The organism is Ensifer aridi, from assembly GCF_002078505.1.
GTDB lineage: Bacteria > Pseudomonadota > Alphaproteobacteria > Rhizobiales > Rhizobiaceae > Sinorhizobium > Sinorhizobium aridi.
Window position 1 is genome coordinate 311054 of the sequence record NZ_LUAV01000016.1, and the last position, 26091, is coordinate 337144.

17 protein-coding genes are annotated in these 26091 nt (G+C 62.8%); 7 read left to right on the top strand and 10 right to left on the bottom strand.

The window, feature by feature from the left end:
* The first annotated feature begins 220 nt into the window (after positions 1 to 220).
* Together AYK65_RS16690 and AYK65_RS16695 are read left to right on the top strand one after the other, a co-directional pair.
* Positions 221 to 5008: an NAD-glutamate dehydrogenase gene (locus AYK65_RS16690; protein ID WP_081159029.1), complete on the top strand. Its 4788-nt coding sequence runs from the start codon at positions 221 to 223 to the stop codon at positions 5006 to 5008.
* Positions 5009 to 5101: 93 nt separating this feature from the next.
* Complete coding sequence (locus AYK65_RS16695; protein ID WP_026615312.1) at positions 5102 to 6490, top strand: MFS transporter; 1389 nt, start codon at positions 5102 to 5104, stop codon at positions 6488 to 6490.
* Positions 6491 to 6535: 45 nt separating this feature from the next.
* Here AYK65_RS16695 and purH read toward each other — a convergent pair whose 3' ends face one another.
* The 4 genes from purH to htpX all read right to left on the bottom strand — a co-directional run bounded on the left by purH (position 6536) and on the right by htpX (position 12630).
* Positions 6536 to 8146 carry a bifunctional phosphoribosylaminoimidazolecarboxamide formyltransferase/IMP cyclohydrolase gene (gene purH, locus AYK65_RS16700; RefSeq protein ID WP_081159031.1) on the bottom strand — a complete coding sequence of 537 codons (1611 nt, stop codon included), beginning with the start codon at positions 8144 to 8146 and terminating at the stop codon, positions 6536 to 6538.
* A 131-nt stretch (positions 8147 to 8277) separates the two neighbouring features.
* Positions 8278 to 9963 (bottom strand): heparinase II/III family protein, encoded by a 1686-nt coding sequence (locus AYK65_RS16705; RefSeq protein WP_081159032.1) that lies wholly within the window; start codon positions 9961 to 9963, stop codon positions 8278 to 8280.
* A gap of 301 nt (positions 9964 to 10264) precedes the next feature.
* Positions 10265 to 11671 carry an RsmB/NOP family class I SAM-dependent RNA methyltransferase gene (locus tag AYK65_RS16710; protein WP_026615309.1) on the bottom strand — a complete coding sequence of 469 codons (1407 nt, stop codon included), beginning with the start codon at positions 11669 to 11671 and terminating at the stop codon, positions 10265 to 10267.
* On the bottom strand, positions 11671 to 12630 hold the full coding sequence (gene htpX / locus AYK65_RS16715) for a zinc metalloprotease HtpX (protein ID WP_081159034.1): 960 nt from the start codon (positions 12628 to 12630) through the stop codon (positions 11671 to 11673). Before htpX ends, AYK65_RS16710 begins: the two co-directional genes overlap by 1 nt.
* 195 nt (positions 12631 to 12825) lie before the next feature.
* Here htpX and AYK65_RS16720 point away from each other — a divergent pair, with 195 nt between their 5' ends.
* Positions 12826 to 13026: a DUF1674 domain-containing protein gene (locus AYK65_RS16720; RefSeq protein ID WP_139015737.1), complete on the top strand. Its 201-nt coding sequence runs from the start codon at positions 12826 to 12828 to the stop codon at positions 13024 to 13026.
* 431 nt (positions 13027 to 13457) lie between these two features.
* On the opposite strand, the gene acs is transcribed toward AYK65_RS16720, so the two are convergent.
* Positions 13458 to 15407, bottom strand: coding sequence for an acetate--CoA ligase (gene acs / locus AYK65_RS16725; RefSeq protein WP_081159036.1), 1950 nt, complete (start codon positions 15405 to 15407; stop codon positions 13458 to 13460).
* Positions 15408 to 15706: 299 nt separating this feature from the next.
* Here acs and AYK65_RS16730 point away from each other — a divergent pair, with 299 nt between their 5' ends.
* Positions 15707 to 16405 carry a DUF1013 domain-containing protein gene (locus tag AYK65_RS16730; protein ID WP_026615305.1) on the top strand — a complete coding sequence of 233 codons (699 nt, stop codon included), beginning with the start codon at positions 15707 to 15709 and terminating at the stop codon, positions 16403 to 16405.
* An 83-nt stretch (positions 16406 to 16488) separates the two neighbouring features.
* Here the strand turns inward: AYK65_RS16730 and AYK65_RS16735 are convergent, their stop codons facing one another.
* Complete coding sequence (locus tag AYK65_RS16735) at positions 16489 to 18396, bottom strand: AMP-binding protein (protein WP_081159093.1); 1908 nt, start codon at positions 18394 to 18396, stop codon at positions 16489 to 16491.
* 104 nt (positions 18397 to 18500) lie between these two features.
* Positions 18501 to 19160, bottom strand: coding sequence for a YggS family pyridoxal phosphate-dependent enzyme (locus tag AYK65_RS16740; RefSeq protein ID WP_046120600.1), 660 nt, complete (start codon positions 19158 to 19160; stop codon positions 18501 to 18503).
* Positions 19161 to 19379: 219 nt separating this feature from the next.
* On the opposite strand from AYK65_RS16740, the gene leuS reads away from it, so the two are divergent.
* Genes leuS through holA form a run of 3 tightly spaced genes read left to right on the top strand, consistent with a single transcriptional unit; the run spans position 19380 to position 23589 of the window.
* Complete coding sequence (leuS, locus tag AYK65_RS16750; protein ID WP_081159038.1) at positions 19380 to 22010, top strand: leucine--tRNA ligase; 2631 nt, start codon at positions 19380 to 19382, stop codon at positions 22008 to 22010.
* Positions 21997 to 22545 carry an LPS assembly lipoprotein LptE gene (locus AYK65_RS16755; RefSeq protein WP_046120602.1) on the top strand — a complete coding sequence of 183 codons (549 nt, stop codon included), beginning with the start codon at positions 21997 to 21999 and terminating at the stop codon, positions 22543 to 22545. Before leuS ends, AYK65_RS16755 begins: the two co-directional genes overlap by 14 nt.
* A 12-nt stretch (positions 22546 to 22557) precedes the next feature.
* Positions 22558 to 23589, top strand: a complete 1032-nt coding sequence (gene holA, locus AYK65_RS16760; RefSeq protein WP_081159039.1) for a DNA polymerase III subunit delta — start codon at positions 22558 to 22560, stop codon at positions 23587 to 23589.
* A 125-nt stretch (positions 23590 to 23714) separates the two neighbouring features.
* Here the strand turns inward: holA and AYK65_RS16765 are convergent, their stop codons facing one another.
* From AYK65_RS16765 to rsmG, 3 genes are read right to left on the bottom strand one after another with little or no spacing between them, the layout of a single operon-like run.
* Positions 23715 to 24605 carry a ParB/RepB/Spo0J family partition protein gene (locus AYK65_RS16765; RefSeq protein ID WP_081159040.1) on the bottom strand — a complete coding sequence of 297 codons (891 nt, stop codon included), beginning with the start codon at positions 24603 to 24605 and terminating at the stop codon, positions 23715 to 23717.
* Positions 24606 to 24637: 32 nt separating this feature from the next.
* The gene (locus AYK65_RS16770; RefSeq protein ID WP_081159041.1) at positions 24638 to 25432 is read right to left on the bottom strand and encodes a ParA family protein; all 795 of its coding nucleotides are present in this window, start codon (positions 25430 to 25432) and stop codon (positions 24638 to 24640) included.
* 14 nt (positions 25433 to 25446) lie between these two features.
* The gene (gene rsmG, locus AYK65_RS16775; protein WP_081159042.1) at positions 25447 to 26088 is read right to left on the bottom strand and encodes a 16S rRNA (guanine(527)-N(7))-methyltransferase RsmG; all 642 of its coding nucleotides are present in this window, start codon (positions 26086 to 26088) and stop codon (positions 25447 to 25449) included.
* Between the last annotated feature and the right edge of the window lie 3 nt (positions 26089 to 26091).

Below are 26091 nucleotides of genomic sequence, written 5' to 3' on the forward strand. Positions count from 1 at the left end.
GCGCGAAAACAAGATGGCCCGCGCCTCGGCTTTTTTGTTCGTTTTGATGTTTTTTCGAGCGATTTTTTCAAAATCGCCTCCGATTTAAATGGATTTAGGCCAAAACTGCGCGAATTTCTCCAAAAACAGGCTCGATTTTGCCGAAATCCATCATAAAAAGCGGTCGCCATTGGCCAGGGTTCTGATAGGTTGATTCCTGTCTTGAGTGGGGAGCGAGTTCATGGGCGTGAAATACAATCCGAAGCGGGATCGGCATATCGATGCGGCCCGGGCGGCGGTGACCAAGATCGGGGCTGAAACCCTGCCACCCGAAATCCTTTTCGGCGGCGCGAGCAACGACGATCTCGACCTCTACACGCCCGAAATGCTGGCGCTGACCGCTGCGCACGCCCGCGACGAACTTGCCCGCTGGGACGGCGGCAAGCCGCGGGTTTCGGTGGAAACCATTCCGGGCGTCACGCCGGGCGGCACCGAGGTCTCGATCATCGCCGTCACCGAGCGCAACATGCCGTTCCTCTATGATTCGGTCATGGGCGAGGTAACGAGCACCCATCGCGATATCCACCTAGCGATCCATCCCATCCTGGTAATGGAGCCGGGCGAGTCCGTGAAGCTCTACGATCCGGACGAGGAGAGTGATCCGGCCCACCGGGTCAGCCATATTCAGATCCACCTGAACAAGCTTGCACCGCTCGAGGCGCGTCAGCTCAGTAAGCGCATCGCGGACGTCCTCGACCAGGTTCATCAGGCGGTGCACGACTGGCCGGCGATGACAGCCCTGCTCGACCAGGCGATGCAAGAACTCGCGGATTACAACGCCTCCCGCAAGAAGAGCGATCGCGACGAGGCGCGGGCCTTCCTTGGCTGGCTAAGGGACAACAATTTCACCTTCCTCGGCATGCGGGAATACACCTATTCCGGCAAGGGCGATCAGGCGACGGTCGAGCGCGGCAAGGGCAGGGGGCTCGGCATTTTGTCCAATCCCGATGTGCGAGTATTGCGCCAAGGCAAGGACGCGGTGCTGACGACGCCGGAGATCATAGCCTTCCTCGAAGGACCGGACTTCCTGATCGTCACCAAGGCGAATGTGAAATCGGTGATCCACCGCCGCGCCTATATGGATTATATCGGCATCAAGCGCTTCGACGCCTCCGGCAATGTCGTCGGCGAGCTCCGCATCGTCGGGCTCTTCACCTCGACCGCCTATACACGGCAAGCGGCGGAAATTCCGCTCCTCAGACACAAGATCGAGAAGGTCATCGATCATTTCGGCTACGACCCGCAGAGCCACTCCGGCAAGACCCTGGCGAACACGCTGGAATCCTATCCGCGCGACGATCTCTTCCAGATCGACGTCGGCCTGCTTGCCGCCTTCTGCGAACAGATCAACGAACTCGGCGACCGGCCGCGTGTGCGCGTGTTGCCGCGCATCGACCATTTCGACCGCTTCGTCTCGGTTCTCGTCTTCGTGCCGCGCGAGCAATATGATTCCGACGTTCGCGAGAAGATCGGCAACTACCTGAAAACGGTCTATGACGGACGGGTCTCGGCCTATTATCCGGCCTTCCCCGAAGGCGGGCTGGCGCGCGTCCATTTCATCATCGGCCGCTCCGGCGGCAAGACGCCGCGCGTTCCGCAGGCCAAGCTCGAGGAGGCGGTGCGCGCCATCGTCACCCGCTGGATCGACCGCTTCAACCTGCTCGCCCGCAACGAGGGCATCGAGATCTCCGCTGGCGAAGCCTATCAGGCGGCCTTCACGCCCGGCGAAGCCTATGCCGACCTCGGCGACATCGCCGCCTGCAAGGCGGACGATCCGATCCGCATTTCCTTCTATCACCGTAGCCAGGAAAGGCCGGACACGCTGGAACTGAAGATCTTCCACGCCGACACCCCCGTCTCGCTCTCCCGCCGCGTACCGCTCCTCGAAAACCTCGGCTTCCGCGTCATCAGCGAGCAGACCTACGACATCGGCGTGCGCGTCGGCGCCGAGGAACCGCGCGACGTCGTCCTGCACGATATGGAACTCATCTACCGCGACGGTCATGCCCTCAATCTCGCCAAGACCGGCGCGGCGCTGGAAGAAGCCTTCCTCGCCGCCTGGAGCGGCACGACCGAGGACGACAACTTCAACCGGCTGGTCCTGCTCGCCGGCCTCACCGCGCGCGAGGTGACGGTGCTGCGCGCCTATGCGCGCTATCTGCGCCAGGCGGGCATCACCTACTCGCAGGGCTATATCGCCGACACGCTGAACAAATATCCGGCGATCGCCGCCGACATATTCCGTCTCTTTGCGACACGCATGGATCCCAAGGCAGACGCAAAGACGCGAACGAAGAAATGCAACTCCTTGCTCGCGGGCGTCGAGGAGGCTCTCTCAGCCGTGCCAAGCCTCGACGAGGACCGGATCCTGCGCCGCTATGTCAACGTCGTCCAGTCGACACTCCGCACCAACTATTTCCAGAAGGGAGCGGACGGAAGTCCGCGTGCAGTTCTCGCCTTCAAGCTCGATCCGAAGCAGCTTGAAGGCCTGCCCGAGCCGCGGCCGTTCCGCGAGATCTTCGTCTACGGCACCGAGGTCGAAGGCGTACACCTGCGCTTCGGCAAGGTGGCGCGCGGCGGCCTTCGCTGGTCCGACCGGGCGCAGGACTACCGTACCGAGGTGCTGGGCCTCGTCAAGGCGCAGCAGGTGAAGAACGCCGTCATCGTTCCGGTCGGCGCCAAGGGTGGCTTCTATCCGAAGCGGCTTCCCCTCGGCGGCAGCCGCGACGAGATCTTCAAGGCGGGAACCGAAGCCTATAAAACCTATATCCGCACCCTTCTGTCGGTGACCGACAACATCGTCGGCCCGGATATCGTGCCGCCCGCGGATACGCTGCGCCTCGACGGCGACGATCCCTATTTCGTCGTCGCGGCCGACAAGGGCACCGCAACCTTCTCGGACACGGCGAACGCGCTCGCCCAGGAAGCGGGCTTCTGGCTCGACGACGCCTTCGCCTCCGGCGGCTCTGCAGGCTACGACCACAAGAAGATGGGCATCACTGCCCGTGGCGCCTGGGAAGCCGTCAAGCGGCACTTCCGCGAGATGGACACCGACATCCAGACGACGCCCTTCACGGTTGCCGGCGTCGGCGACATGTCGGGCGACGTCTTCGGCAACGGCATGCTGCTGTCGGAAAAGATCCGGCTGATCGCCGCCTTCGACCATCGCGACATCTTCATCGATCCGAATCCAGATACCGATCTCTCCTTCGCCGAACGCAAGCGCATGTTCGCGCTGCCGCGCTCGAGCTGGCAGGACTATGACCGCAAGGCGCTTTCGCCCGGAGCGATGATCATTTCGCGCGCCGAGAAGCTGGTGACGCTGACGCCGGAGGCGATGGCGGCGATCGGCATCGACAAACAGAAGGCGACGCCCTTCGAGATCATGAACGCAATCCTGAAGAGCCAGGTCGACCTTCTGTGGTTCGGCGGCATCGGCACCTATGTGCGAGGCAGCAATGAGACCGATGCGGAAGTCGGTGACCGCGCCAACGACCCGATCCGCGTGACCGCGGAAGAGGTGCGGGCACGGGTGATCGGCGAGGGCGCCAATCTCGGTGTCACCCAGAAGGGCCGCATCGGCTTCTCGCTCGCAGGCGGGCGCTGCAATTCCGACGCCATCGACAATTCGGCCGGCGTCAATTCCTCCGACGTCGAGGTCAACATCAAGATCGCGCTCGCCTCGGCTATGCGCGATGGCCGCCTGACCCGGCCCAAGCGCAATACGCTTCTGGCCTCGATGACGGACGAAGTCGCCCAGCTCGTCCTGCGCAACAACTACCAGCAATCGCTGGCGATCTCGCTCACCGAGATGCACGGCCTCGCCAACCGCACGCCGCTGGCGCGGCTGATGGCGCGGCTAGAGACCGACGGCCATCTCAACCGCAAGGTCGAGACGCTGCCGACGGACCAGGCGATGAGCGAACGCTATCAGGCCGGCAAGCCGCTGACGCGTCCGGAAATCGGTGTGCTGCTCTCCTATGCCAAGCTGGTGCTGTTCGAAGAATTGATCCAGAGCGAGCTTCCGGACGATCCCTATTTCACCGCGACGCTGGAGCGGTACTTCCCGGCGAAGATGCGCAAGACCTATGCCGGCGACATCCATGGCCATCGGCTGCGCCGCGAGATCATCGCCACCGTGCTCGCGAACGAAGCGATCAATCGCGGCGGTCCTGCCTTCGTCTCGACGCTGACCGATGCGACGGGCTTTCTTTCCGCCGACGTCGTCAAGGCTGCCGTGCTCGCGCTCGACGGTTTCGACCTGCCGCGCATCTATGCTGAGATCGACGCACTCGACAACAAAGTCGGCGGCCAGGTCCAGAACAGGCTCTATCAGGATGTCGGGCGCGTTTTCGCACTCGTCACCGAAAGGGCACTGCGTACCGGTGCATCCTCCGGGCTTGTTTCCGATGCGGTCCTGCGACTGCGTGACGGACTGCAGAAGCTGCGCGGCACGATGCGCGCGGCGATCTCGAGCGAGAGCGCCGAGGAAGCGCGCCTGAAAGCCGCCGCCTTCATCGAAAACGGCGTGCCGGCCAAGCTCGCGGAGGAGATCGCCGAGCTGTCGCTGATGACGCTCGTACCGGAGATCATGCAGATCGCCGTCGTGACGGGCGAATCACTGAACCGCACGGCTCAAGGCTATTTTGCGGTAACGGAGAACCTCCGGATCAACCGCCTGCTCGCCGCCGCCGACCGCGTGCCTGCCACCGAGCAATTCGAGGCCATGGCGCTGTCGCGGGCCGTTACCGATATCGCCACCGCCCGCCGCGACATCACCATCGCCGCACTTGTCGAACACAAGCGCGACCGAAGCCCTGTTCTCGCCTGGCAGGAACAGGATCGCGCACGCGTCTCAAGCGTCGGCGATCAATTGCGGCTCCTGACCGAAAAGGGCGAGACAACCCTCGCCAAAGTCACGGTCGCAGCCGGCCTTCTCAGCGACCTTGCACGCGGCAGGTCGAAATGACAAAATCCCCGGGCCGTGCTGGTCCGGGGGAACTGATTCCCCGTTCGAGCGCGATCTCGACGCGGAGCGAGCGAGCATGTTCGGAGGGGAAACTTGGAGATCACGGCCGGGCGAGCGGAGAAGCCGAAAACGCCGCGTCTCGGCATAATCGGCTGGATGCTGTTCGACTGGGCGGCGCAGCCCTTCTTCACCGTGATCACCACCTTCATCTTCGCGCCCTACTTCGTTTCCCGGCTAACGGCCGATCCCGTCCATGGACAGGCGGTCTGGGGCTACACACTGACGATCTCGGGTATCGCCATCGCCGTGCTTTCGCCGGTCCTCGGCGCAATCGCCGATGCGACCGGTCCCCGTAAGCCGTGGATCGGCTTCTTCGCCGCCATCAAGATCATCTCGCTCGGCATGCTCTGGTTCGCCGCCCCGGGCTCGCCGCTCCTCTATCCGGCGATCTTTCTGGCGCTCGCGACCGTCGCAGCCGAATTTTCGATCGTCTTCAACGATTCGATGATGTCGCGTCTCGTGAGCGAAAGAGAGGTGGGGCGGATATCGAACATCGCCTGGGGAATGGGCTACCTCGGCGGCATGATCGTCCTGATCGCCGTGGTCGCTTTCATCGCCGGAAGCCCGGAAACCGGCAACACGGCGCTCGGCCTCGATCCGCTGTTCGGGCTCGACCCGAATGAAGGCGAGGATGCCCGCATTACCGGTCCGATCTCTGCCCTCTGGTACCTGATCTTCATCCTGCCGATGTTCCTGTTCACGCCGGATGCGCAAAAGGCGACGACCTCGCTGGCGGAGGCGACGGCACGGGGCCTCGCGGAGCTCAAGGGCACACTCGGCGAACTGAAGGAGAGGGCCGGCATACTGCGCTTCCTGATCGCGCGCATGATCTTCCAGGACGGCGTCAACGGTCTGCTCGCGCTCGGCGGCACCTTTGCGGCCGGCATGTTCGGCTGGCGGACGATGGAGCTTGGCCTTTACGGCATCATATTGAACGTCGTCGCCATCGGCGGATGCCTTTACGCGAGCCGGCTCGATGCCCGCCTTGGTTCCAAGAGGATCGTCGTCGCAAGTCTCGTCTGTCTTACCCTTGCCACGCTCGGTATCGTGTCGACAGGGCCGGGCTTCACGCTTTTCGGGCTCATGCCATTGCCGAACGAGGATTCGGGCGGGCTCTTCGGCACCGCGGCCGAGAAGGCCTATATTCTTTATGGCCTGCTTGTCGGTCTCGCCTTTGGCCCGGTCCAGGCGTCGTCGCGCTCCTATCTCGCCCGCAGCGTCTCACCGGATGAGACCGGGCGGTATTTCGGGCTTTACGCGCTTTCCGGACGCGCCACTTCGTTCCTCGCCCCTGCCTCGGTGGCGACGATCACGGTCATGACCGGATCGGCCCGGACCGGCATGATGGCGCTGGTCGCCTTCCTGGCCGTCGGGCTCGTCCTCCTCCTGCGCACGCCTTATCCGGCTCATCGGCCGGCGTGAAACGCCTGAGCGTCGCAGCCGGCCCTCCGAAGAGTACGCGCCCCGTCAATGCCGGAAATGCCGCATCCCTGTGAACACCATGGCGACATTGTGCTCGTTCGCGGCGGCGATGACCTCTTCGTCGCGCATCGAGCCGCCCGGCTGGATAACGGCGGTGGCACCGGCGGCGATCGCGGAGAGGAGACCGTCGGCGAAGGGCAGGAAGGCCTCCGAGGCGACTGCCGAACCGCGCGTCAGCGGCTCAGCGAAGCCAAGAGTTTTGGCCGCCTCCTCCGCCTTGATGGCAGCGATGCGAGCGGAGTCGACGCGGCTCATCTGGCCGGCGCCGATGCCGGCCGTCTGGCCGTCCTTGGCATAGACGACCGCGTTCGACTTGACGTGCTTCGCCACCTTGAAGGCGAACTTCATATCCTCGAGCTCCTGCGCGCTCGGTGCGCGCCTGGTGACGACCTTCAGTTCCAGGTCCTCGACCATGCCGTTGTCGCGCGTTTGGACGAGCAGGCCCCCGGCGACCGTCTTGGCGGTGAGACCGGGCGTGCGCGGATCCGGCAGGCCGCCGGCCGCAAGCAGCCTCAAGTTCGGCTTGCGGGCGATGACCGCCTTCGCTTCGTCGCTGACCGACGGTGCGATGATCACTTCGGTGAAGAGCTTGACGATCTCTTCCGCCGTCTCGGCGTCGAGCTCCTGGTTGAGCGCGATGATGCCGCCGAAGGCCGAGGTGGAATCGCAGGCAAGAGCCCGCCGATAGGCTTCGGCGAGCGAGGGCGCGGTCGCCACACCGCAGGGGTTGGCGTGCTTGATGATCGCGCAGGCGGGTGCCTTTTCCGGCAGGAACTCCGCCACCAGCTCGTAAGCCGCGTCCGTATCATTGATGTTGTTGTAGGAGAGCTGCTTGCCCTGAATGAGCGTTGCGGTCGCAACGCCCGGCCGCTTTTCGCCGGTCACGTAGAACCCGGCCTTCTGATGTGGGTTCTCGCCGTAGCGCATCTCTTCCTTGAGCACGCCGCCGATCACCCGGTGGCGGGGCATCGGCGTATCGAGCGCCTCGGCAAACCAGTTGGAGATCGCCGCATCATAGGCCGCCGTGCGGGCATAGGCCTTGGCCGCCATTTTCTGGCGGAAGGCGTAGCGGGTCGTGCCGCCCGCGATTTCCTCAAGCAGCGGGGAATAGTCGGCCGGATCAGTGACGATCGTCACATAGGCATGGTTCTTGGCCGACGCGCGGATCATAGCCGGGCCGCCGATGTCGATGTTCTCGACCGTTGTCGGATAATCGCCGCCCTTGGCGCGGACCTCCTCGAATGGATAGAGATTGATGACGGCGAGGTCGATGGCGGCAATGCCGTGCGTGTTCATCGCGGCAACGTGTTCGGCGTCGTCACGAATGGCGAGAAGACCGCCATGAACAGCGGGATGAAGCGTCTTGACGCGACCGTCCATGATCTCCGCAAAACCGGTTAGCTCCGAGACGTCGCTGACCGGAAGGCCTGCGTCGGTGAGCGCCTTGTGCGTGCCGCCGGTCGAGACCAGCCGCACGCCTTTCTGATGCAACGCGCGGGCGAGTTCGACGATGCCGGTCTTGTCTGAAACGGAAAGGAGGGCGGTTTTGATCCGAACCTCGTCCGGGGCGGGGATTTTCTTGGAGGCGACAGCCATCGACCTTGCTCCTTTGGGCAGCGCCGGACGCTTAGGAACTGGTTCCGGCGATTGGGATGGCTGCCCGTTAGCATAGCTTGCCCGGGGAAGAAACCTTCGGCACCGCCAGAAGCTGGCAGCTTGTTGGATTCTTAGGCCTCGCGCGTGAAAGTCCACTGGATTTCCGGCTGTGCAGCCACGGCGAACGTTACCGTTATCTGCGAGGAGGCTCGCACACCAGAGGGATCCGCGAAGAAGACGTCCTCCTCGATCGCCAACGCGCCATCTCGGCAGGCAAAGAGCCAGACTTCGCCGTCGGGCGCGGAGAGGTATACCTCGCTCTCGCTGCGCTGGCGCATGCCGATTGCCGGATGAATATGGAAACGGGCGACCGCGACTCCTGTATCGGCCGGACCCGGGTCGCTGCCGTCGTGCCGCGACAGGCGGTCGCGACCGCGAACCAGGCGGCCGCCGCTCAAGATCCCGATATCGCGCTCGTGGATCAGCCCGAAGGGAGCAAGATAGCCGTCATGGCTCGCCTTGACCGATTCGATGCTTCCGGGCTCATCCCGTCTCTCGACGTCGACACGCGACAGGCTGCTCGTCATGACCGGCCCAAGGAAAGCCGACTGCGAAAATCGGCAGGAGGACGTGTCATTGATCGTGACCGTGGAATGCGCCGCGGTGAGACGCGCCATCAGCCGGAATCGTTCGCCGGCGAATTTCGGTGCGCCGGAATTGATGACGAAACGGCTTCTGCCAGACGACATCTCGAAGGAGAGGCAGCCCGCATGAGCGCTTCGCGAAAGATCGACCGAAAGAGGTAGGCCGGTATCCATGATGATAACGGTGTCGCCGAGCGACAGCCGCTCGTATTGGGCATGCGGCAGCGAACGGAAGGGCTCGCCTGCCGTTTCGTCGTAGCGCAGCACCGAGGCGAGCTCGTGCGCAAGCACCGACGTCGCGCCGTTGAAGAGTGCGAGCTCTCCGCCTTGATGGCGAAAGAAGCGGAGCGCAGGATACATCCGGTCGATACAAGGGATGAGCCGCGACGGTACTTCGTGCCCGAGATTGACATAGGTCTGGCGGAGCGGCAGCAGATCGAGCAGCAGCTCGAGGCTCGCCCGCGGGTTGCGCGAAAAATGGGCGCCGTCAGGCAGGATCTGACGATCGAGCTCCAGGTCGAGATGACGCGCCGCCTTGCGGATGGTAGAGGCCGAGGCCGGCATCGCGACAGACGCCATGGCAATTGCGAGCCGGGCCCTCAGCCGCGCCTCCCCCTCGGGAACGGTCTCGGCAATGTGGCGCAGATAGCGGATCTGGAAGGCGAGGCTCTTCAGGAAGCGACGATAGAACCCGTGCTCGGCATTGCGCAGCACCACCGGCGAATGCGACAGCCAGGCGACGATGCGGTGGGCGACGACATCCGCCTCCCAGGGAATGCCGCCGATGCTGCGACCGTGGCCGCCGATCCATTCGTCCATGATCTGGCGCAGTTTCACATAGCCGGCTTCGTCCTGGATGGCACGCATGTGGCGCAGCCAGCCGAAGGAATGCAGCCGAATCGCGAACTCGTGTGAGGGCAAGTCGATCTCGAAGGGCGATTCGCCTTCCGTGTCGAGCACGCGGCCGCCCAACGGATAACGACCCTCTAGAATTTCCTCTGCGACGAAGGGATCGATCGCCCTGAGATCGGTGGGCGCAACGATCAACCGATCGGGCGTCGAGCCGGCAAAGCGGAGCGCCGTCATGCGGCCGAGCGCAAGCCGGCGCGAAAAGCGGCGCCAGCCTTCGCGCAGGTACAGGTAGAGGAGCCTTCGTTTATTGGAGAACGGCATCGGCGCCCGTAGGTTTCCTCATGACTGCAACGGACCCTTCGAAGCGCTTGAGAGGCGCCTGCGCGGATCGCGCCTGATTCCCTTCCCTCAGCGGCGTGCGCCTTGCCGACGCACGAAAGGACGCTGTAGCACTTTGAATTGCGTCATGATCCTTGAACTGACCTCTGATTTCAGGATCATGCAGTAGGCCGAATGGTGCCGGAAGGATTATTAAACTTTTATCAATCTGGCGCCATTGATAGGCGGGCGCACCCGAAAGCGTCAATTGTCGCGACAAAACAGACTGTTGAAGGAGCCTCGCTCAAACCCGCCCCCGGCGCAGCACCGCGGCATAGAAACCGTCGAGCCCGCCGGAAAAAGGCGGATCGAGCGGCAGCATGGCGGGAGTCGTGCGGAACTCGCCGACGGGGGTGATCGCCTCTTCGAGCCCCGGCCAGTCGGCCACCGCAATCGGAACACGCTCACACCCGCCATCGGCCAGAACACGGGCCACGACCTCCTCGCCCTCACGCGGATCGAGCGAGCAGTTGGAAAAGACGACCAGACCACCGGCCTTCACGACAGAAAGCGCGTGGCGAAGCAGCCGCTCCTGCAGGCGCGCGAGCTTCTCGACGTCTTCCGGCCCCTTGGTCCAGAGCACATCCGGATGCCGCCTCGTCGTGCCGGTCGACGAGCAGGGCGCATCGAGAAGCGCCGCGTCGAAGAGCTCTTCCGGCTGGAATGCGGCCATATCGATCTCCTTCGTGCGGGCTTCGAGGCCGAGCCGATCGAGATTGGCTTTGAGGCGCCTGAGCCTGCTCGACGACTGGTCGAGCGCCATCACTTCTGCACCGGCGAGCACAAGCTGGGCGGTCTTGCCTCCGGGCGCGGCGCAGAGATCCACCACCGTCTTGCCGGCGATATCTCCAAAAAGACGCGCCGGAATGGAGGCGGCCGCATCCTGGACCCACCACGCGCCTTCCGCAAAACCGGGCAGCGACGGGATCGCGCCGGAAAAGTCGCCGAGCCTGACGGAACCGGTCGGCAGGACCGTGCCGCCGAGACGCTCGGCCCAGGAGGCGGGATCGGACTTCACCGAGAGATCGATGGCGGCGGGAATGAGCTGCGCTTCCGATATGCGCTCAGCCTCGGCGCGGCCGTAGTGCGTAACAAGTCTTTCATGGAACCAGGCCGGTATCGCCGGAACGCTGCCGACTTTTTCGAGAATGGCCTCCTTCTCACGCGAAAGCCGCCGGAGCACGGCGTTGACGAGGCTCGCGAAGCGCCGGTTGCGCGGGTCTAACTGAGCCTGCTCGACTGCAAGATCGACGGCGGAATGATCGGGAACATCCAGATAGAGGATTTGCGCCGCGGCAACGGTCAGCACATGTTCGAGAGCGCGGGCGCCCTCCGGCAACGGCGTCTGCAACAGCGAATCGATCGCGAACTTTATGCGCGGCAGATGGCGGAGCGCGGAATTGAGGATGGCGCGGACCAGCGCGCGGTCGGCGTCACTGAGCTCGCGATAGGCTGGGTTTCCATGCTCCTGGTCGAGCATGCCGTCGAGCGGCGTCTTGCGGTCGATCACGGCGCCCAAGATCTTGGCGGCGGCCTGACGACTTCTCAGCCCTGGTTTCGCGGCAGCGCCGCGGTGCGGGTCTTCCGTTCGGGACGGCTTGTGGATTCGGGCTCGTTTCGGACGTGAATCGTTTCTTCTATCTTCGGACATCAGGACCAGGGGCCTTTCGGCGGTTCGGAACCACCGCGACCCCAGCCGGTTCTCGGGACAGAGCGCGATTTGCGCACGTGACTATCAGCGCGAACCGGCGCCGTCGAGCCCGTCGCCATCTCCTGGGCCATTCTCTCCAGCGCCGCGACGCGGTTCTCCGTGTTCGGATGGGTCGAAAAGAGATTGTCCATTCGCTCGCCCGAGAGCGGATTGATGATGAACATATGCGCGGTCGCGGGATTGCGCTCGGCGTCGTCATTGTGGATGACATGCGCGGCTCCGGCGATTTTTCTGAGCGCTGTGGCAAGCCAGAGTGGGTTGCCGCAGATTTCCGCGCCGCGCTGATCGGCGGAATATTCGCGCGTGCGGCTGATTGCCATCTGTACCAGGGCGGCCGCAAGCGGCGCGACGATCATCGCGATCAGCACACCGACGAAGCCGAGAGGATTGTTGTTCTCGCGGTTGCCGCCGAAGAAGAAGGCGAAGTTGCCGAGCATCGAAATCGCACCGGCAAGCGTTGCGGTGATCGTCATCGTCAATGTGTCGCGATTCTGGATATGCGCTAACTCGTGCGCCATGACGCCGGCGACCTCCTCGGAGGAGAGCGAGTGCAGCAGGCCCGTCGAGGCGGCGACCGCCGCATTCTGAGGGTTACGACCGGTGGCAAAGGCGTTCGGCTGCGGGCTGTCGATGACATAGACGCGCGGCATCGGCAGGCCGGCGTTCCGCGCCAGATCGCGCACGATGCCGTAATATTCGGGCGCGCTGCGCTCGTCGACCTCCTGTGCGCGATACATGGCGAGCACCATGCGATCGGAGTTCCAGTAGGAGAAGAAGTTCATGCCCGCGGCGATCACGAGGGCGATCATCATGCCGCCTCGGCCGCCGATGACATAGCCGACGGCCATGAATAGGACGGTCATAAAGGCGAGCAGCATTGCGGTGCGCACGTGGTTCATGAATGAGCTCCAGCCATATTCGTATCGTCGTCCGTGCGGCGATCCGGTGGAAAACCAAGCGCGACTGCTTTCTGTTCCGCCTATATCGCCCGAACGTTTCACGTGAATCAGGTTTTCCGTTCGCACGGAAGCGCTTATATGATGGGGATAAACACTCCGCGCTTCAATATCGTCACGATACACCGGCACCTCGAGATGCAGAACGACAACGACAATTCCCCCGATCATCCCAAACGGCCGCTGCCGCCGGCCGCCCTTCGCGCGCTCGAGGAGGCGGAGGAGCGGCGGCGCGCCGAACAGCCGAACGAAATGCCTGCCGAAGTCGGCGGGCGCGGCGGTCTCGATCCGGCCCGATTCGGCGACTGGGAGATCAAGGGGCGAGCGATCGATTTCTGATATTGGGGGTCTAGTGGGGCCCCACCTGTGGACGTTCGAGGCCCCATATTATTTCACATTACTTCGCCCCGGCGCTTACCGTCCCTCTAGAGGTCGTTTCCTTCGCGAAATCACCGTCGTCAATTGGTACATGTCGCCCAAAAGTGTGCAGCGGTTTTGAGATGACGACATGCACAAAAACAAACACCTAAAGCGCGTCGCACGAATCCGATTGAATGCGAAGCCCTAACCGCCTCGGAAAAGATAGAGTGCCAGTCACGCACCAACGTGAACTTTGCGCGCCAAATCCTCCTGTGGTCATCCTCGGGCTTGACCCGAGGATGACGGAGGAGATGAGTCAAAATACCAGTACGCCTGATGTGCTCAGGCCGGCTCAGAAAGAGAATCCGGCTAAAGAAACCAGTCCCAGCCGAGGGCCCGGGCATCCGACATCAAGCGCGGTTCTGACGATTGGCGATCAGGTCGTCGACAACCGTCGGATCTGCAAGCGTCGAGGTATCGCCGAGGGAACCGAAATCGTCCTCGGCGATCTTGCGGAGAATCCGGCGCATGATCTTGCCCGAGCGCGTCTTCGGCAGGCCGGGGGCGAACTGGATCTTGTCGGGCGTCGCGATCGGCCCGATCTCGGAGCGGACATGCTTGACGAGTTCCTGGCGCAACTCGTCACTGCCGACTTCGCCCGCCATCAGCGAGACATAGCAATAGATGCCCTGTCCCTTGATCGGGTGCGGATAGCCGACGACCGCCGCCTCCGACACGAGATGGTGCGACACGAGCGCGGATTCGACTTCGGCCGTACCGAGACGATGGCCGGAGACATTGAGCACGTCATCGACGCGGCCGGTGATCCAATAATACCCGTCCTCGTCGCGGCGGCAGCCGTCGCCGGTGAAGTATTTGCCCTTGTAAGTCGAGAAATAGGTCTGCACGAAGCGCTCATGATCGCCGTAGACCGTGCGCATCTGCCCCGGCCAACTGTCGACGATGCAGAGATTGCCATCGGCCGACCCCTCGAGCACCTTGCCTTCATTGTCGACGATCTGCGGCTGGACGCCGAAGAAGGGGCGTGTCGCCGAACCCGCCTTGAGATCGGTCGCGCCGGGCAGGGGCGTGATCAGGATACCGCCGGTTTCCGTCTGCCACCAGGTATCGACGATCGGGCAGCGCTCATCGCCGACGACGTGGTAGTACCACTCCCAGGCTTCCGGATTGATCGGCTCGCCGACCGTTCCGAGCAGACGTAGCGAGGAGCGCGACGAGCGCTTGACGAAGTCGTCGCCGGCGCCCATCAGCGAACGGATCGCGGTCGGCGCCGTGTAGAAAATATTGACCTTGTGCTTGTCGACCACTTCCCAGAAGCGGCCAGCATCCGGGAAGTTCGGCACGCCTTCGAACATCAGCGTCGTCGCCGCATTGGCGAGCGGCCCATAGACGATATAGGAATGGCCCGTCACCCAGCCGACATCGGCGGTGCACCAATAGATATCGCCGTCGTGGTAGTCGAACACATATTGATGTGTCATCGAGGCGTAGACGAGATAACCGCCGGTCGTATGAAGAACGCCCTTCGGCTTGCCGGTCGAGCCTGACGTGTAGAGGATGAACAGCGGATCTTCGGCGTTCATCTTCTCCGGCGGGCAATGCGGCTCGACCGTCGCGGTCTCCTGGTGGTACCAGACATCGCGCCCCGGCGCCCAGCCGACTTTGCCGCCGGTACGGCGCACCACCAACACCTTGTCGACCATGACATGCTGCTTGGCGGCGATGTCGATCGCCGTATCGGTGTTTTCCTTGAGCGGTACCGGCTTGCCGCCGCGCACGCCTTCGTCGCAGGTGATGACGAAAGTGGACTCGCAGTCGACGATCCGGCCAGCCAGAGCCTCGGGCGAGAAACCGCCGAAAACGACCGAGTGGATGGCGCCGATGCGAGCGCAGGCGAGCATTGCATAGGCCGCCTCCGGAATCATCGGCATGTAGATGGTGACGCGATCACCCTTCTTGACGCCATGCTTCTTCAAGACGTTGGCAAGCCGGCAAACTTTGTCGTAGAGCTCGTTATAGGTGATCTTCTTATCGAGATAGGGATTATCCCCTTCCCAGATGATCGCGGTCTTCTCGCCGTGGGTCTTGAGGTGCCGGTCGATGCAATTGTAGGAGACGTTGGTGAGCCCGTCTTCGAACCACTTGATCGAGACACTACCCTCGAAGGAGGTGTTCTTGACCTTGGTATAGGGCTCGAACCAATCGATACGCTTTCCGTGCTCGCCCCAGAACTTGTCCGGATCTGCAATGCTCTCTTCATACCATTTGAGATAAGTCTCATTGTCGATGAGAGTGCGGCTCTTGGCCGCTTCCAGGACCGGGTGGGTCTTGACGTCCATATTCTTCCTCCCTGCGCATTTCTGCCTGGATCTCGATGATCGTGGGTCAAATCCTCCCAGAACATCAATATGATCCATCCAAACATAGAGCGGGTGCGCGCCGCTCTTTAGCGGCACTCCAACCGCCCTTTGGACGATTCATAGCAGGTCAAAGCACAGCCGCAATTAGACAAAAGCACATTTGGAAGTGAAGAATTGCAATTTCGAGACAAGAACGGTATAGAACGCCCAATTCCCGGAAATCAGTGGTAGACTCCACGGCCCGCGACACCGGCGCGGCGGACAAAAGGACTATATCCATGGCTCAGCAACTGCTTATGCCCAAGGCAACAGCCGTCTGGCTCGTTGACAACACCGCGCTGTCGTTCGACCAGATCGCGCAGTTCTGCAAGCTGCACCCGCTCGAGGTGAAGGCAATTGCCGACGGTGAATCGGCGCAGGGCATCAAGGGCCTCGATCCAATTGCTACCGGTCAGCTTTCGCGCGACGAGATCGCACGCGGCGAGTCAAATCCGAACCACAAGCTCAAGCTCTCCGAGCCTAAGGTCCGCGTGCCGGACTCCAAGCGCAAGGGCCCGCGTTACACGCCGGTCTCCAAGCGCCAGGACCGTCCGAATGCCATCCTCTGGCTGGTGCGCAACCATCCGGAGCTCAAGGACGCGCAGATTTCGCGGCTCGTCGGCACGACGAAGACGACGATCGAGCAGATCCGCGAGCGCACCCACTGGAACTCGGCTAATCTGACGCCGATGGATCCGGTGACGCTCGGCCTATGCTCGCAGATCGACCTCGACCTAGAAGTCGAACGCGCCTCCAAGGGCCGCCCGCTGCCCTCGGCCGCCGAGACGGGCGCGACCCTCGAGGCCGCCCAAGAGACCGAAAAGCTCGGTTACAATTACGAGCGCGAGGAGGAGAAGGAAATCGACGCCGATGCCGTCTTCGCCAAGCTAAAATCGCTGAAGTCGGATCGCAAGGACGACGAGGACGACGACTACTGATTGCTTCGTCATCGACGACATGCAGAAACCCGGGCCGCACGGTCCGGGTTTTTGTTTGGCTCTAGTTTAAGCTCGAATTGCCCTTAAACCCCAATGCCCTTCGCCCGCAGCGCCGCCGCGATCTCATCCAGAATCGTCGGGTCATCGATCGTCGCCGGCATCTTCCAGGGCTGGCGATCGGCTATCTTCTGCATCGTCGAGCGCAGGATCTTGCCGGAGCGGGTCTTCGGCAGCCGCTTGACGCAGATCGCCGTCCTGAAGGCGGCGACGGGGCCGATGCGTTCGCGCACGAGACCGATGACCTCCTGCTCGATTTCCGCCGTTTCACGGGAAACATTGGAATTGATGACCAGGAAGCCTGTCGGCACCTGTCCCTTGAGGGGGTCGGCAATGCCGATCACGGCGCATTCGGCGACGTCCGGATGGCTGGCACAGACCTCCTCCATCGCACCCGTCGACAGGCGGTGCCCGGCGACGTTGATGATGTCGTCGGTGCGCGCCATGATGAAGATATAGCCGTCCTCGTCGATATAGCCGGCGTCCGCCGTCTTGTAGAAGCCGGGATATTCCTCGAGGTAGGCCGCATGGAAGCGGTGATCGGCGTTCCAAAGCGTCGGCAGGCAACCGGGAGGCAAGGGCAGCTTGATAACGACGTTGCCGAGTGTCCCGGCTTCCACCGGGTGGCCGGCATCGTCGACGACCCGCACGTCATAGCCGGGTAACGGAACCGCCGGCGAACCGTATTTCACCGGCAAGAGTCCGAGGCCCATGGGATTGCCGGCGACAGGCCAGCCGGTTTCCGTCTGCCACCAGTGGTCGATGACGGGCACGCCGAGCGCTCGTTCGGCCCAGCGGATCGTGTCTGGATCAGCGCGTTCGCCCGCCAGATAGAGGGCGCGGAAGCGCGACAGATCGTGGCGGGCCGCATGGGAAGCGTCGGGATCCTCCTTGCGGATCGCGCGCAGCGCCGTCGGCGCCGTGAACATGACCGCGACGCCGTGTTCGGCGATGATGCGCCAATAGGTTCCGGCATCCGGCGTTCCGACCGGCTTGCCTTCAAAGAGGATCGAGGTGCAGCCGTGGAGGAGCGGCCCGTAAACGATGTAGGAGTGCCCGACCACCCAGCCGATGTCGGACGCCGCCCAGAAGACTTCGCCCGGCCGTACGCCGAAGAAATTCTCCATCGACCATTTGAGCGCGACCATGTGGCCGCCATTGTCGCGCACGACGCCCTTTGGCTGTCCGGTAGTCCCCGATGTGTAGAGCACATAGAGCGGATCGTTGGAGGCGACGGGCGTAGAGGGCACGTCCTCGCCGGCCTCCTTCGCCGCGGCAAGCGCCTCGGCGAAATCGATGTCGCGGCCCGGCAGCATGTCTGCGGTGAGTATGTCGCGCTGGAAGATCAGGCAATGCGCGGGCTTGTTGCCGGCGATCTCGATCGCCTGGTCGAGCAGAGGCTTGTAGGCGACGGTACGCCCGGGCTCCAGGCCGCAGCTCGCCGAGACGACGAGCTTGGCCTGGCAATCGTCAATGCGAACGGCGAGCTCATTGGCGGCGAAACCGCCGAAGACGACGGAATGTACCGCGCCGATGCGCGCTGCCGCCAGCATGGCGATCGCCGCTTGAGGGATCATCGGCATATAGATGATGATCCGGTCGCCCTTGCCGATGCCAAGCTTGCAATAGACCGCCGCCATCGCCTTCACGTCCGCGAGCAGCGAGGCATAGGAGATCTTCTCAATCCGGTGGGTGACGGGGCTGTCGTAGATGAAAGCCGCCTGCTCACCGCGTCCCGCCTCCACGTGGCGATCGAGACAATTGTAGCAGGTGTTGGTAACGCCATCGACGAACCAATGTCCATAGGTCCCGCGTTCAGGCTCGAAAATCCGCTCGGGCTTCTTGAACCAGTCGATCGCCTGAGCGGCATCGGCCCAGAAGCCGTGCGGATCGGCTTTCCATGCGGCATACACTTCGGAATAGCGGCTCGCCATCTCCGTTCCTCCCATTGACTTTTCCGGACGAAAGCCCGGCTCCTCGGCTAACGAGGATAGGCCAACGGAGATAAAGGTGAAGCCCGACGAAAGGGGAACGGCGCTCAGCGTGCGCCGAAGATGGCGGAGCCGACCCGCACGCTCGTGGCACCGAAAGCGATCGCGGTTTCGAAATCGCCGGACATGCCCATGGAGAGCTTTGCAAGGCCGCATTGCGCCGCAAGCTTGGCGAGCAAGGCGAAATGCGGGCCCGGATTCTCCTCGATCGGCGGAATGCACATCAGCCCTTCGATGCTCAAGCCCAGTTCGCCGTGGCAGAAGCGGACGAAGGCGACCGTCTCTTCCGGGGCCACGCCCGCCTTCTGCGGTTCGAGGCCGGTATTGACCTGTACGTAGAGCCTGAGATTACGCCCCTGGCGCTTCATTTCCGCGGAAACGGCGCGGGCGATCTTCTCCCGATCGATCGTCTCGATAGCGTCGAAGAGCGCCACCGCGTCCGCGGCCTTGTTGGATTGCAGCGGGCCGATCAGGTGCAGCTCGAGATCAGGCGTTTCGTTTCTAAGCTCAGGCCACTTCGCCTGCGCCTCCTGCACGCGGTTTTCGCCGAATACGCGCTGGCCGGCGGCGATGACGGGCCGTATCGCCTCGGCACCAAAGGTTTTCGAAACGGCAACCAGGCCCACCGCATGCTCCGGACGGTTCGCAGCTTTTTCGCTCTCACGAATCCGGCTCAGGACCTCGCTTAGCCGCTCCTCAACTTCCATCCTCATGCTCCCGATCCAAGAACCGCTTCGACAACTCCCTGCGGATTATTGAAACTTGCGCTGCTTGCCAAGCCCGCGTGAGGTCCGACGGCTGGAATACGCCAAAGTTCGGTGCCAAACCCTTCAAAACTTGACGCTTGAGTGGTTTCGTGATGAAGGTCACGCCAGCTATCATGAGGGCTTTGGCCCCGCAGATTTTCCGGAACATCGACAAAAGACATGGCTACCGAACGATATAATCCGCGCGATGCCGAACCGCGCTGGCAGCAGGAATGGGAAGCACGCAAGGTCTTCGAGACGAAGAACGACGATCCGCGCGAGAAATATTACGTGCTGGAGATGTTCCCCTATCCGTCCGGGCGGATCCACATGGGGCATGTGCGCAACTACACCATGGGCGACGTCGTCGCCCGCTATAAGCGCGCCCGCGGCTTCAACGTGCTGCATCCGATGGGCTGGGATGCCTTCGGCATGCCGGCAGAGAACGCCGCCATGGAGCGCGGCGTGCATCCGGCCGGCTGGACCTACCAGAACATCGGCTCGATGAAGGCGCAACTCAAGGTCATGGGCCTTTCGCTCGACTGGAGCCGCGAATTCGCGACCTGCGATCCCGCCTATTACCAGCGCCAGCAGTACCTCTTCCTCGATTTCCTGGAAAAGGGCCTGGTCTACCGAAAGCAATCCAAGGTCAATTGGGATCCGGTCGACAATACCGTGCTCGCCAACGAGCAGGTGATCGACGGCCGCGGCTGGCGCTCCGGCGCGCTCGTCGAGCAGCGCGAGCTGACGCAATGGTTCTTCCGTATCACCGATTTCAGCCAGGACCTGCTCGACGCGCTCGACACGCTGGATCAGTGGCCGGAAAAAGTGCGGCTGATGCAGAAGAACTGGATCGGCCGCTCCGAAGGCCTGCTGCTCAGATGGGAGCTCGACCCGGCAACGGTTCCCGACGGCACGAAGGAGGTGACCGTCTATACCACGCGTCCGGACACGCTGTTCGGGGCCTCGTTCCTGGCGATCGCGGCCGATCATCCGCTCGCCAAGGAAGCGGCCGAGAAAAGCGCTGAGATCGAGGCCTTCTGCGAGGAGTGCCGGCGCGCCGGCACGTCGCTCGCCGCCCTCGAGACGGCGGAGAAGAAAGGCATAGACACCGGCATCCGCGCCAAGCATCCGCTCGACCCGAGCTGGGAGCTGCCGGTCTATGTCGCCAATTTCGTGCTGATGGATTACGGCACGGGCGCGATCTTCGGCTGCCCGTCCGGCGATCAGCGCGACCTGGACTTCGCCCGCAAGTACGGCCTGCCGGTCGTGCCGGTAGTGATGCCGAACGACGCCGACGCCGCCACCTTCACGATCGGAGACGAGGCCTATGTCGGCGACGGCGTGATGATCAATTCACGCTTCCTCGACGGGATCTCGACCGAAGAGGCCTTCGAGACGATCGCCTCGAAGCTCGAGAAGGACACGCTGAATGGCGTGCCGCGCGCCGAGCGCAAGGTCAATTTCCGTCTGCGCGACTGGGGCATCTCCCGCCAGCGCTATTGGGGCTGCCCGATCCCTGTTATCCATTGCGACGACTGCGGCGTCGTTCCGGTGCCGAAGGCGGACCTGCCCGTCACGCTGCCGCCGGACGTCACCTTCGACAAACCCGGCAACCCGCTCGACCGGCATCCGACCTGGCGGCACGTCGCCTGTCCGGAGTGCGGCAAGGACGCGCGCCGGGAAACCGACACGATGGACACTTTCGTCGATTCCTCCTGGTACTTCGCCCGCTTCACCGCCCCCTGGGAGGACAAGCCGACCGATCCGAACGCCGCCAATCACTGGCTGCCGGTTGACCAGTATATCGGCGGCATCGAGCACGCGATCCTGCACCTGCTCTATTCGCGCTTCTTCACCCGGGCGATGAAGGCCGCGGGCCACGTGGCGATCGACGAGCCCTTCAAGGGGCTCTTCACGCAGGGCATGGTCGTGCACGAGACCTATAGCCGTGGCGAGGGCGCACAGCGGGAATGGATCACCCCCGCTGAAGTCCGCATCGAGGAAGTCGACGGCCAGCGACGCGCAGTTCTCATCGAGACCGGAGAGGAAATCGCCATCGGCTCGATCGAGAAGATGTCGAAATCGAAGAAGAACGTCGTCGATCCGGACGACATCATCGGCTCCTACGGCGCCGACACGGCCCGTTTCTTCGTCCTGTCCGATTCGCCGCCGGACCGCGATGTCATCTGGTCCGAGGCGGGCGTCGAAGGCGCCCACCGATTCGTCCAGCGCGTCTGGAGGCTCATTGCCGAGGCCGCGGAAAACCTCCGCGGCGTCGAAGCGGCCCCAGCGACTGAAGGCGAGGGGCTTGCCGTATCCCAGGCCGCGCACCGCACCCTCAAGGCGGTGGAGGCCGACTACGACAAGCTCGCCTTCAACAAGGCGGTCGCGCGGATCTATGAACTGGTCAACACGCTGGCGGCACCACTGACGCAAGTCGCCGGCGGCAAGGCCGATCCGGCACTGACCGCCGCTGTCAAGGACGCAACCGCGATCCTGATCAATCTGATCGCACCGATGATGCCGCATCTGGCAGAAGAATGCTGGCGCGAGATCGGCGGTGACGGGATCATGGCCGAACGGCCGTGGCCGAAGTTCGACGCGGCTCTCGTCATGGAGAACGAGATCACCCTGCCGGTGCAGATCAACGGCAAGAAGCGCGCCGATTTGACAATTGCGCGCGACGCAGATCAGAGTGCGATCGAAAGCGCCGTTCTGGCGCTGGACGCCGTGAAAACCGCGCTCAACGGCGGCAGCCCGAAAAAGATCATCGTCGTGCCTCAAAGGATCGTCAATGTCGTTGTCTGATAAAGCTGGCTTCCGTCTTCGGTCCTTTCCCGTCCTCGCCGGTGTCCTGCTGCTGACGGCGCTCGGCGGCTGCCAGGTGCGGCCGCTTTATTCAGACGGCCCTACCGGTTCGACCGCGACGGCGCTGGCCTCGATCGAGATTTCGGAGGCGGAGAATCGTGTCGAGCAGGAAGTCCGGAATGCCCTGATCTTTCTGACATCGGGCGGCAAGAGCGAACCCGTCAATCCGCAGTATCATCTGGCGCTTAACGTCTCGCACCGGACGATGGGCGTGCTCTATGACCATACGGATGATGATGACGACGATGACGATGACCCGGGCGCCGGCCGCGTTGTCGTGAAGGCGGACTACAACCTGACGAAGGCGGCTACGGGGGAGACGGTGAAAGCGGGATACCGCACGGCCGTTGCGTTGGTCGACTTCCCCCAACAGGAGTTCGCAAAGGTGCGCGCGATCCGCGACGGCGAGAACCGCGCCGCGAAGGAACTGGCAGAGATCATCAGCGCCGATATTGCCGCCGCCCTCGGCCGCTGATCCGGTGGTGGCATGAGCGAGGTCAAGTCGCACGAGTTCGATAACTTCCTGCAGAGATCTGCGGCGAGCTATCGGCTTTTCCTGCTCTACGGTCCCGATCGCGGCCTCGTCTCCGAACGGGCCGGCCAGCTCGCCGGCGCGTTCGGCATACCGCTCGATGATCCCTTCGCCGTGGTCAAGCTTGATGCAACGCAGTTGCAAGGGGCCGGAAGCGTGCTGGACGAAGTGAATGCCATCGGCCTCTTCGGCGGCGAGAAGCTCGTCTGGGTGCGCGGAGCGTCCGCCGAGAAAGGGCTTGCCGAGGCGCTGCAGATTCTCGCCGCCGAGCCGCCGGCCGGAAGCCGCCTCATCATCGAGGCCGGCGATCTCAAGAAGGGGGCCGCACTCAGGAAGGTGGGGGAAGCAAACCGCACGGTGGCCTCGATCGCCTGCTACAGCGACGATGTCCGCAGCCTGCACACGCTAATAGACAAGGAACTTTCCGAAGCGGGCCTGCGCATAAGCCCGGCGGCGCGTGAGCGCCTCCTCGACGCGCTTGGCGGCGATCGCATGGCCTCGCGCAACGAGCTCCGCAAGCTCGCGCTCTACTGTCGCGGCAAGGAGATCGTCGACGAGGAGGATGTCCTCGGCATCGTCGGCGACGCCAGCGCCATTTCGGTCGACGATGCGGTCGATGCGGTGCTGCAGGGCGACACGGACGCGCTGCTTCACGCCATGAAGAAGATCACGACCTCGAAGACGCCCCCGTTTCTTGTGCTTCAGGCCTGTTTGCGGCAGTTCCAACAATTAGACGTGATGCGCGCGGAAATGGACGCAAACCGCCAGTCGGCCGGCCAGGCGATCGCCAGCCTCGGACGCGGCCTGCATTTTCGCCGCAAACCGATCGTCGAAGCGGCGCTGAAGCATTGGACTGCCCCGGCAATCAGGCGCGAACTGAGCCGGCTACAGGCAACGATCTATCAAAGCCGCGCTCGCCAGAGCCTGGAAGAGAGTCTCGTCATTCAGAATCTGTTGGCGATTACAATCCAATCGGCGAGGCGTTGAGGCAGCTATACCGACTCACGCGCAGCCCGCGAACGAGAAAGAGCCCCGACGTGCAACGCAGTTGCCGATAGTTGCGCCGGGGCGTCATCTTCGTATAGGTCACAAGGTGATTTGTCGCACGACGCTCAGCGCCGTTCGAGCAGCCGGCAAATCTCTTCGAGTTGGTCGAGCGTCTTATAGGCGATCTTCAGGTGTCCGCCGCTGGCCCTATGGCTGACCGTAACCTCGAGGCCGAGACTGTCCGAAAGGGTGCGTTCGAGCGCCAGCGTATCGGCATCCTTTTCCTCGCGATGCCGTCCCTTGGCGAAATTGGGGTCGTTCTGCGCCTTTATATCGTTCTGCGCCAGACGCTCCGCCTCGCGCACCGAAAGCCCCTTGGAGACGATTGTGCGCGCTAGTGCCAAGGGGTCGGAGGTCGGGATCAGGGCGCGCGCGTGCCCCGCCGACAGACTGCCGTCCGATAACATGTCGCGCACCGGCTCCGGCAGTTTCAAAAGCCGCAGACTGTTGGCGACGTGGCTCCGGCTCTTGCCGATGATGTCACCGAGATCATTCTGGGTGTAGCCATGCTCGGCGATCAGTTGCTCATAGCCGAGAGCTTCTTCGAGCGGGTTGAGGTCGGAGCGCTGGACGTTCTCGACGATTGCGATCTCGAGCGCCGTGCGATCATCGACATCGCGCACGATCACCGGAATCTCGGTGAAGCCTGCGAGTTGTGCCGCCCGCCAGCGCCTTTCGCCGGCGATGATTTCGTAGCGCTCGTGGCTGACCGTCCGGACGACGACAGGCTGCACGATGCCGTGCTGGCGAATCGAGCTTGCCAGATCCTGCAGTTCGGCTTCGTCGAACTGCCGGCGTGGGTTGCGGGGATTACGCGACACGAACTCGATCGGCACGCGCCGGTCCGGATTGACCGGAGCAGTCGGCGCCGCGCCGGTCTGCAACGGCTGATCCATTTCGCCGATCAGGGCGGCCAAGCCGCGACCAAGACGTCTCTTGGAGCTGTCGTCGTTCATATCTCACCCAATTTATTACGCTAACGAAACGATCACGCTGCCTTGCGTTGCCGCTCGCGCTGGATCACTTCCGAAGCGAGCTGCAGATAGGCTTGGCTGCCGGCGCATTTCAGATCGTAGAGGATCGCCGGCTTACCGTGCGACGGGGCCTCGGAGACGCGAACATTGCGCGGGATCAAAGTGTGATAGACCTTGTCGCCAAGATGCGTGCGGACATCGCTGACGACCTGCTGCGCCAGGTTGTTACGGGAGTCGAACATGGTCAGCACGATTCCCTGGATATCCAGGCTTGGATTGACCGTGCGACGGACCTGATCCACCGTCTCCAGCAGTTGGCTGAGCCCTTCAAGGGCGAAGAACTCGCACTGCAGAGGAACAAGGACCGAATGTGCGGCGGCCATAGCGTTCATCGTCAAGAGATTGAAGGACGGCGGGCAGTCGACCAGAACGTAGGAATAGGCAAGCGCGTCCGGAGATCCCAGCGCCTTGCGCAACCGGAAGACACGGTCGGACTCCCGAGAAATCTCCATTTCGATTCCCAGCAGATCCATCGTCGAGGGGAGGATGGAGAGATTCGGCACGGCAGTGTTTTGAACGATCTGACTGATGGAGTGCGTCCCCATCATCAGCTCATAGGAGGACAGGTGCCGGTCGCGGCGCTGAATTCCGAGCCCGGTGCTCGCGTTCCCCTGCGGATCGAGATCGACAATCAGCACCTTTTCGCCGATCGCCGCCAGCGCCGTAGCGAGATTGATGGCGGTTGTGGTCTTGCCGACACCGCCCTTCTGGTTGGCAATGGTGATAATCCGATTTCTTGGGCCAAACATGTTCCGCTCGCCTATCACTTCGTCCGACGTGAAAGATTTGCAATCTCGAGCACAACCGAATCCGGCTCGACGATACTTGCATGTTTTACCAGATCGAATTGAAAGCGGCTAACGGCTTTGTCGATTTCCGGTTGATAATCCCGCCCTTTGTGAAAGAAAGCGACGGTTTTGGAGTCCGCATCGAGCATCCAGGGCGCGCAAAACTTCAGCAACTGGCTCAAATCGGCGAGCGCCCGCGCCGAAATTGCGTCGCAGCGGGGAATCACTGCCGGCGCGGCCTCGATTCGAATCGGATGAACCGAGCCGCGCGCGCCGGTCTCGTTCAACGCCACGCGGAGGAAGGCAGCCTTCTTATTGTTGCTTTCGACCAGATGCACCCAGCCATCCGAGAACTCGGAGAGGCAGATGGCGGTGATGACGCCGGGAAAGCCGCCACCGCTGCCGAGGTCCACCCATGTTTTCGGCGCGGGCGAGAGCCGAAAAATCTGGAGGCTGTCGACAATGTGGCGCTGCCACAGGTCGTCCAGCGTGGATGGCGCCACCAGGTTTATCGACTTGGCCCATTTCTGAAAAAGCGCGGCAAAATGCTCGAGTTTGTCGAGCGTTTCACGTGAAACACGCAATCCGTTCAGCCCCGCGGGGAGACTCGTATTCATTGT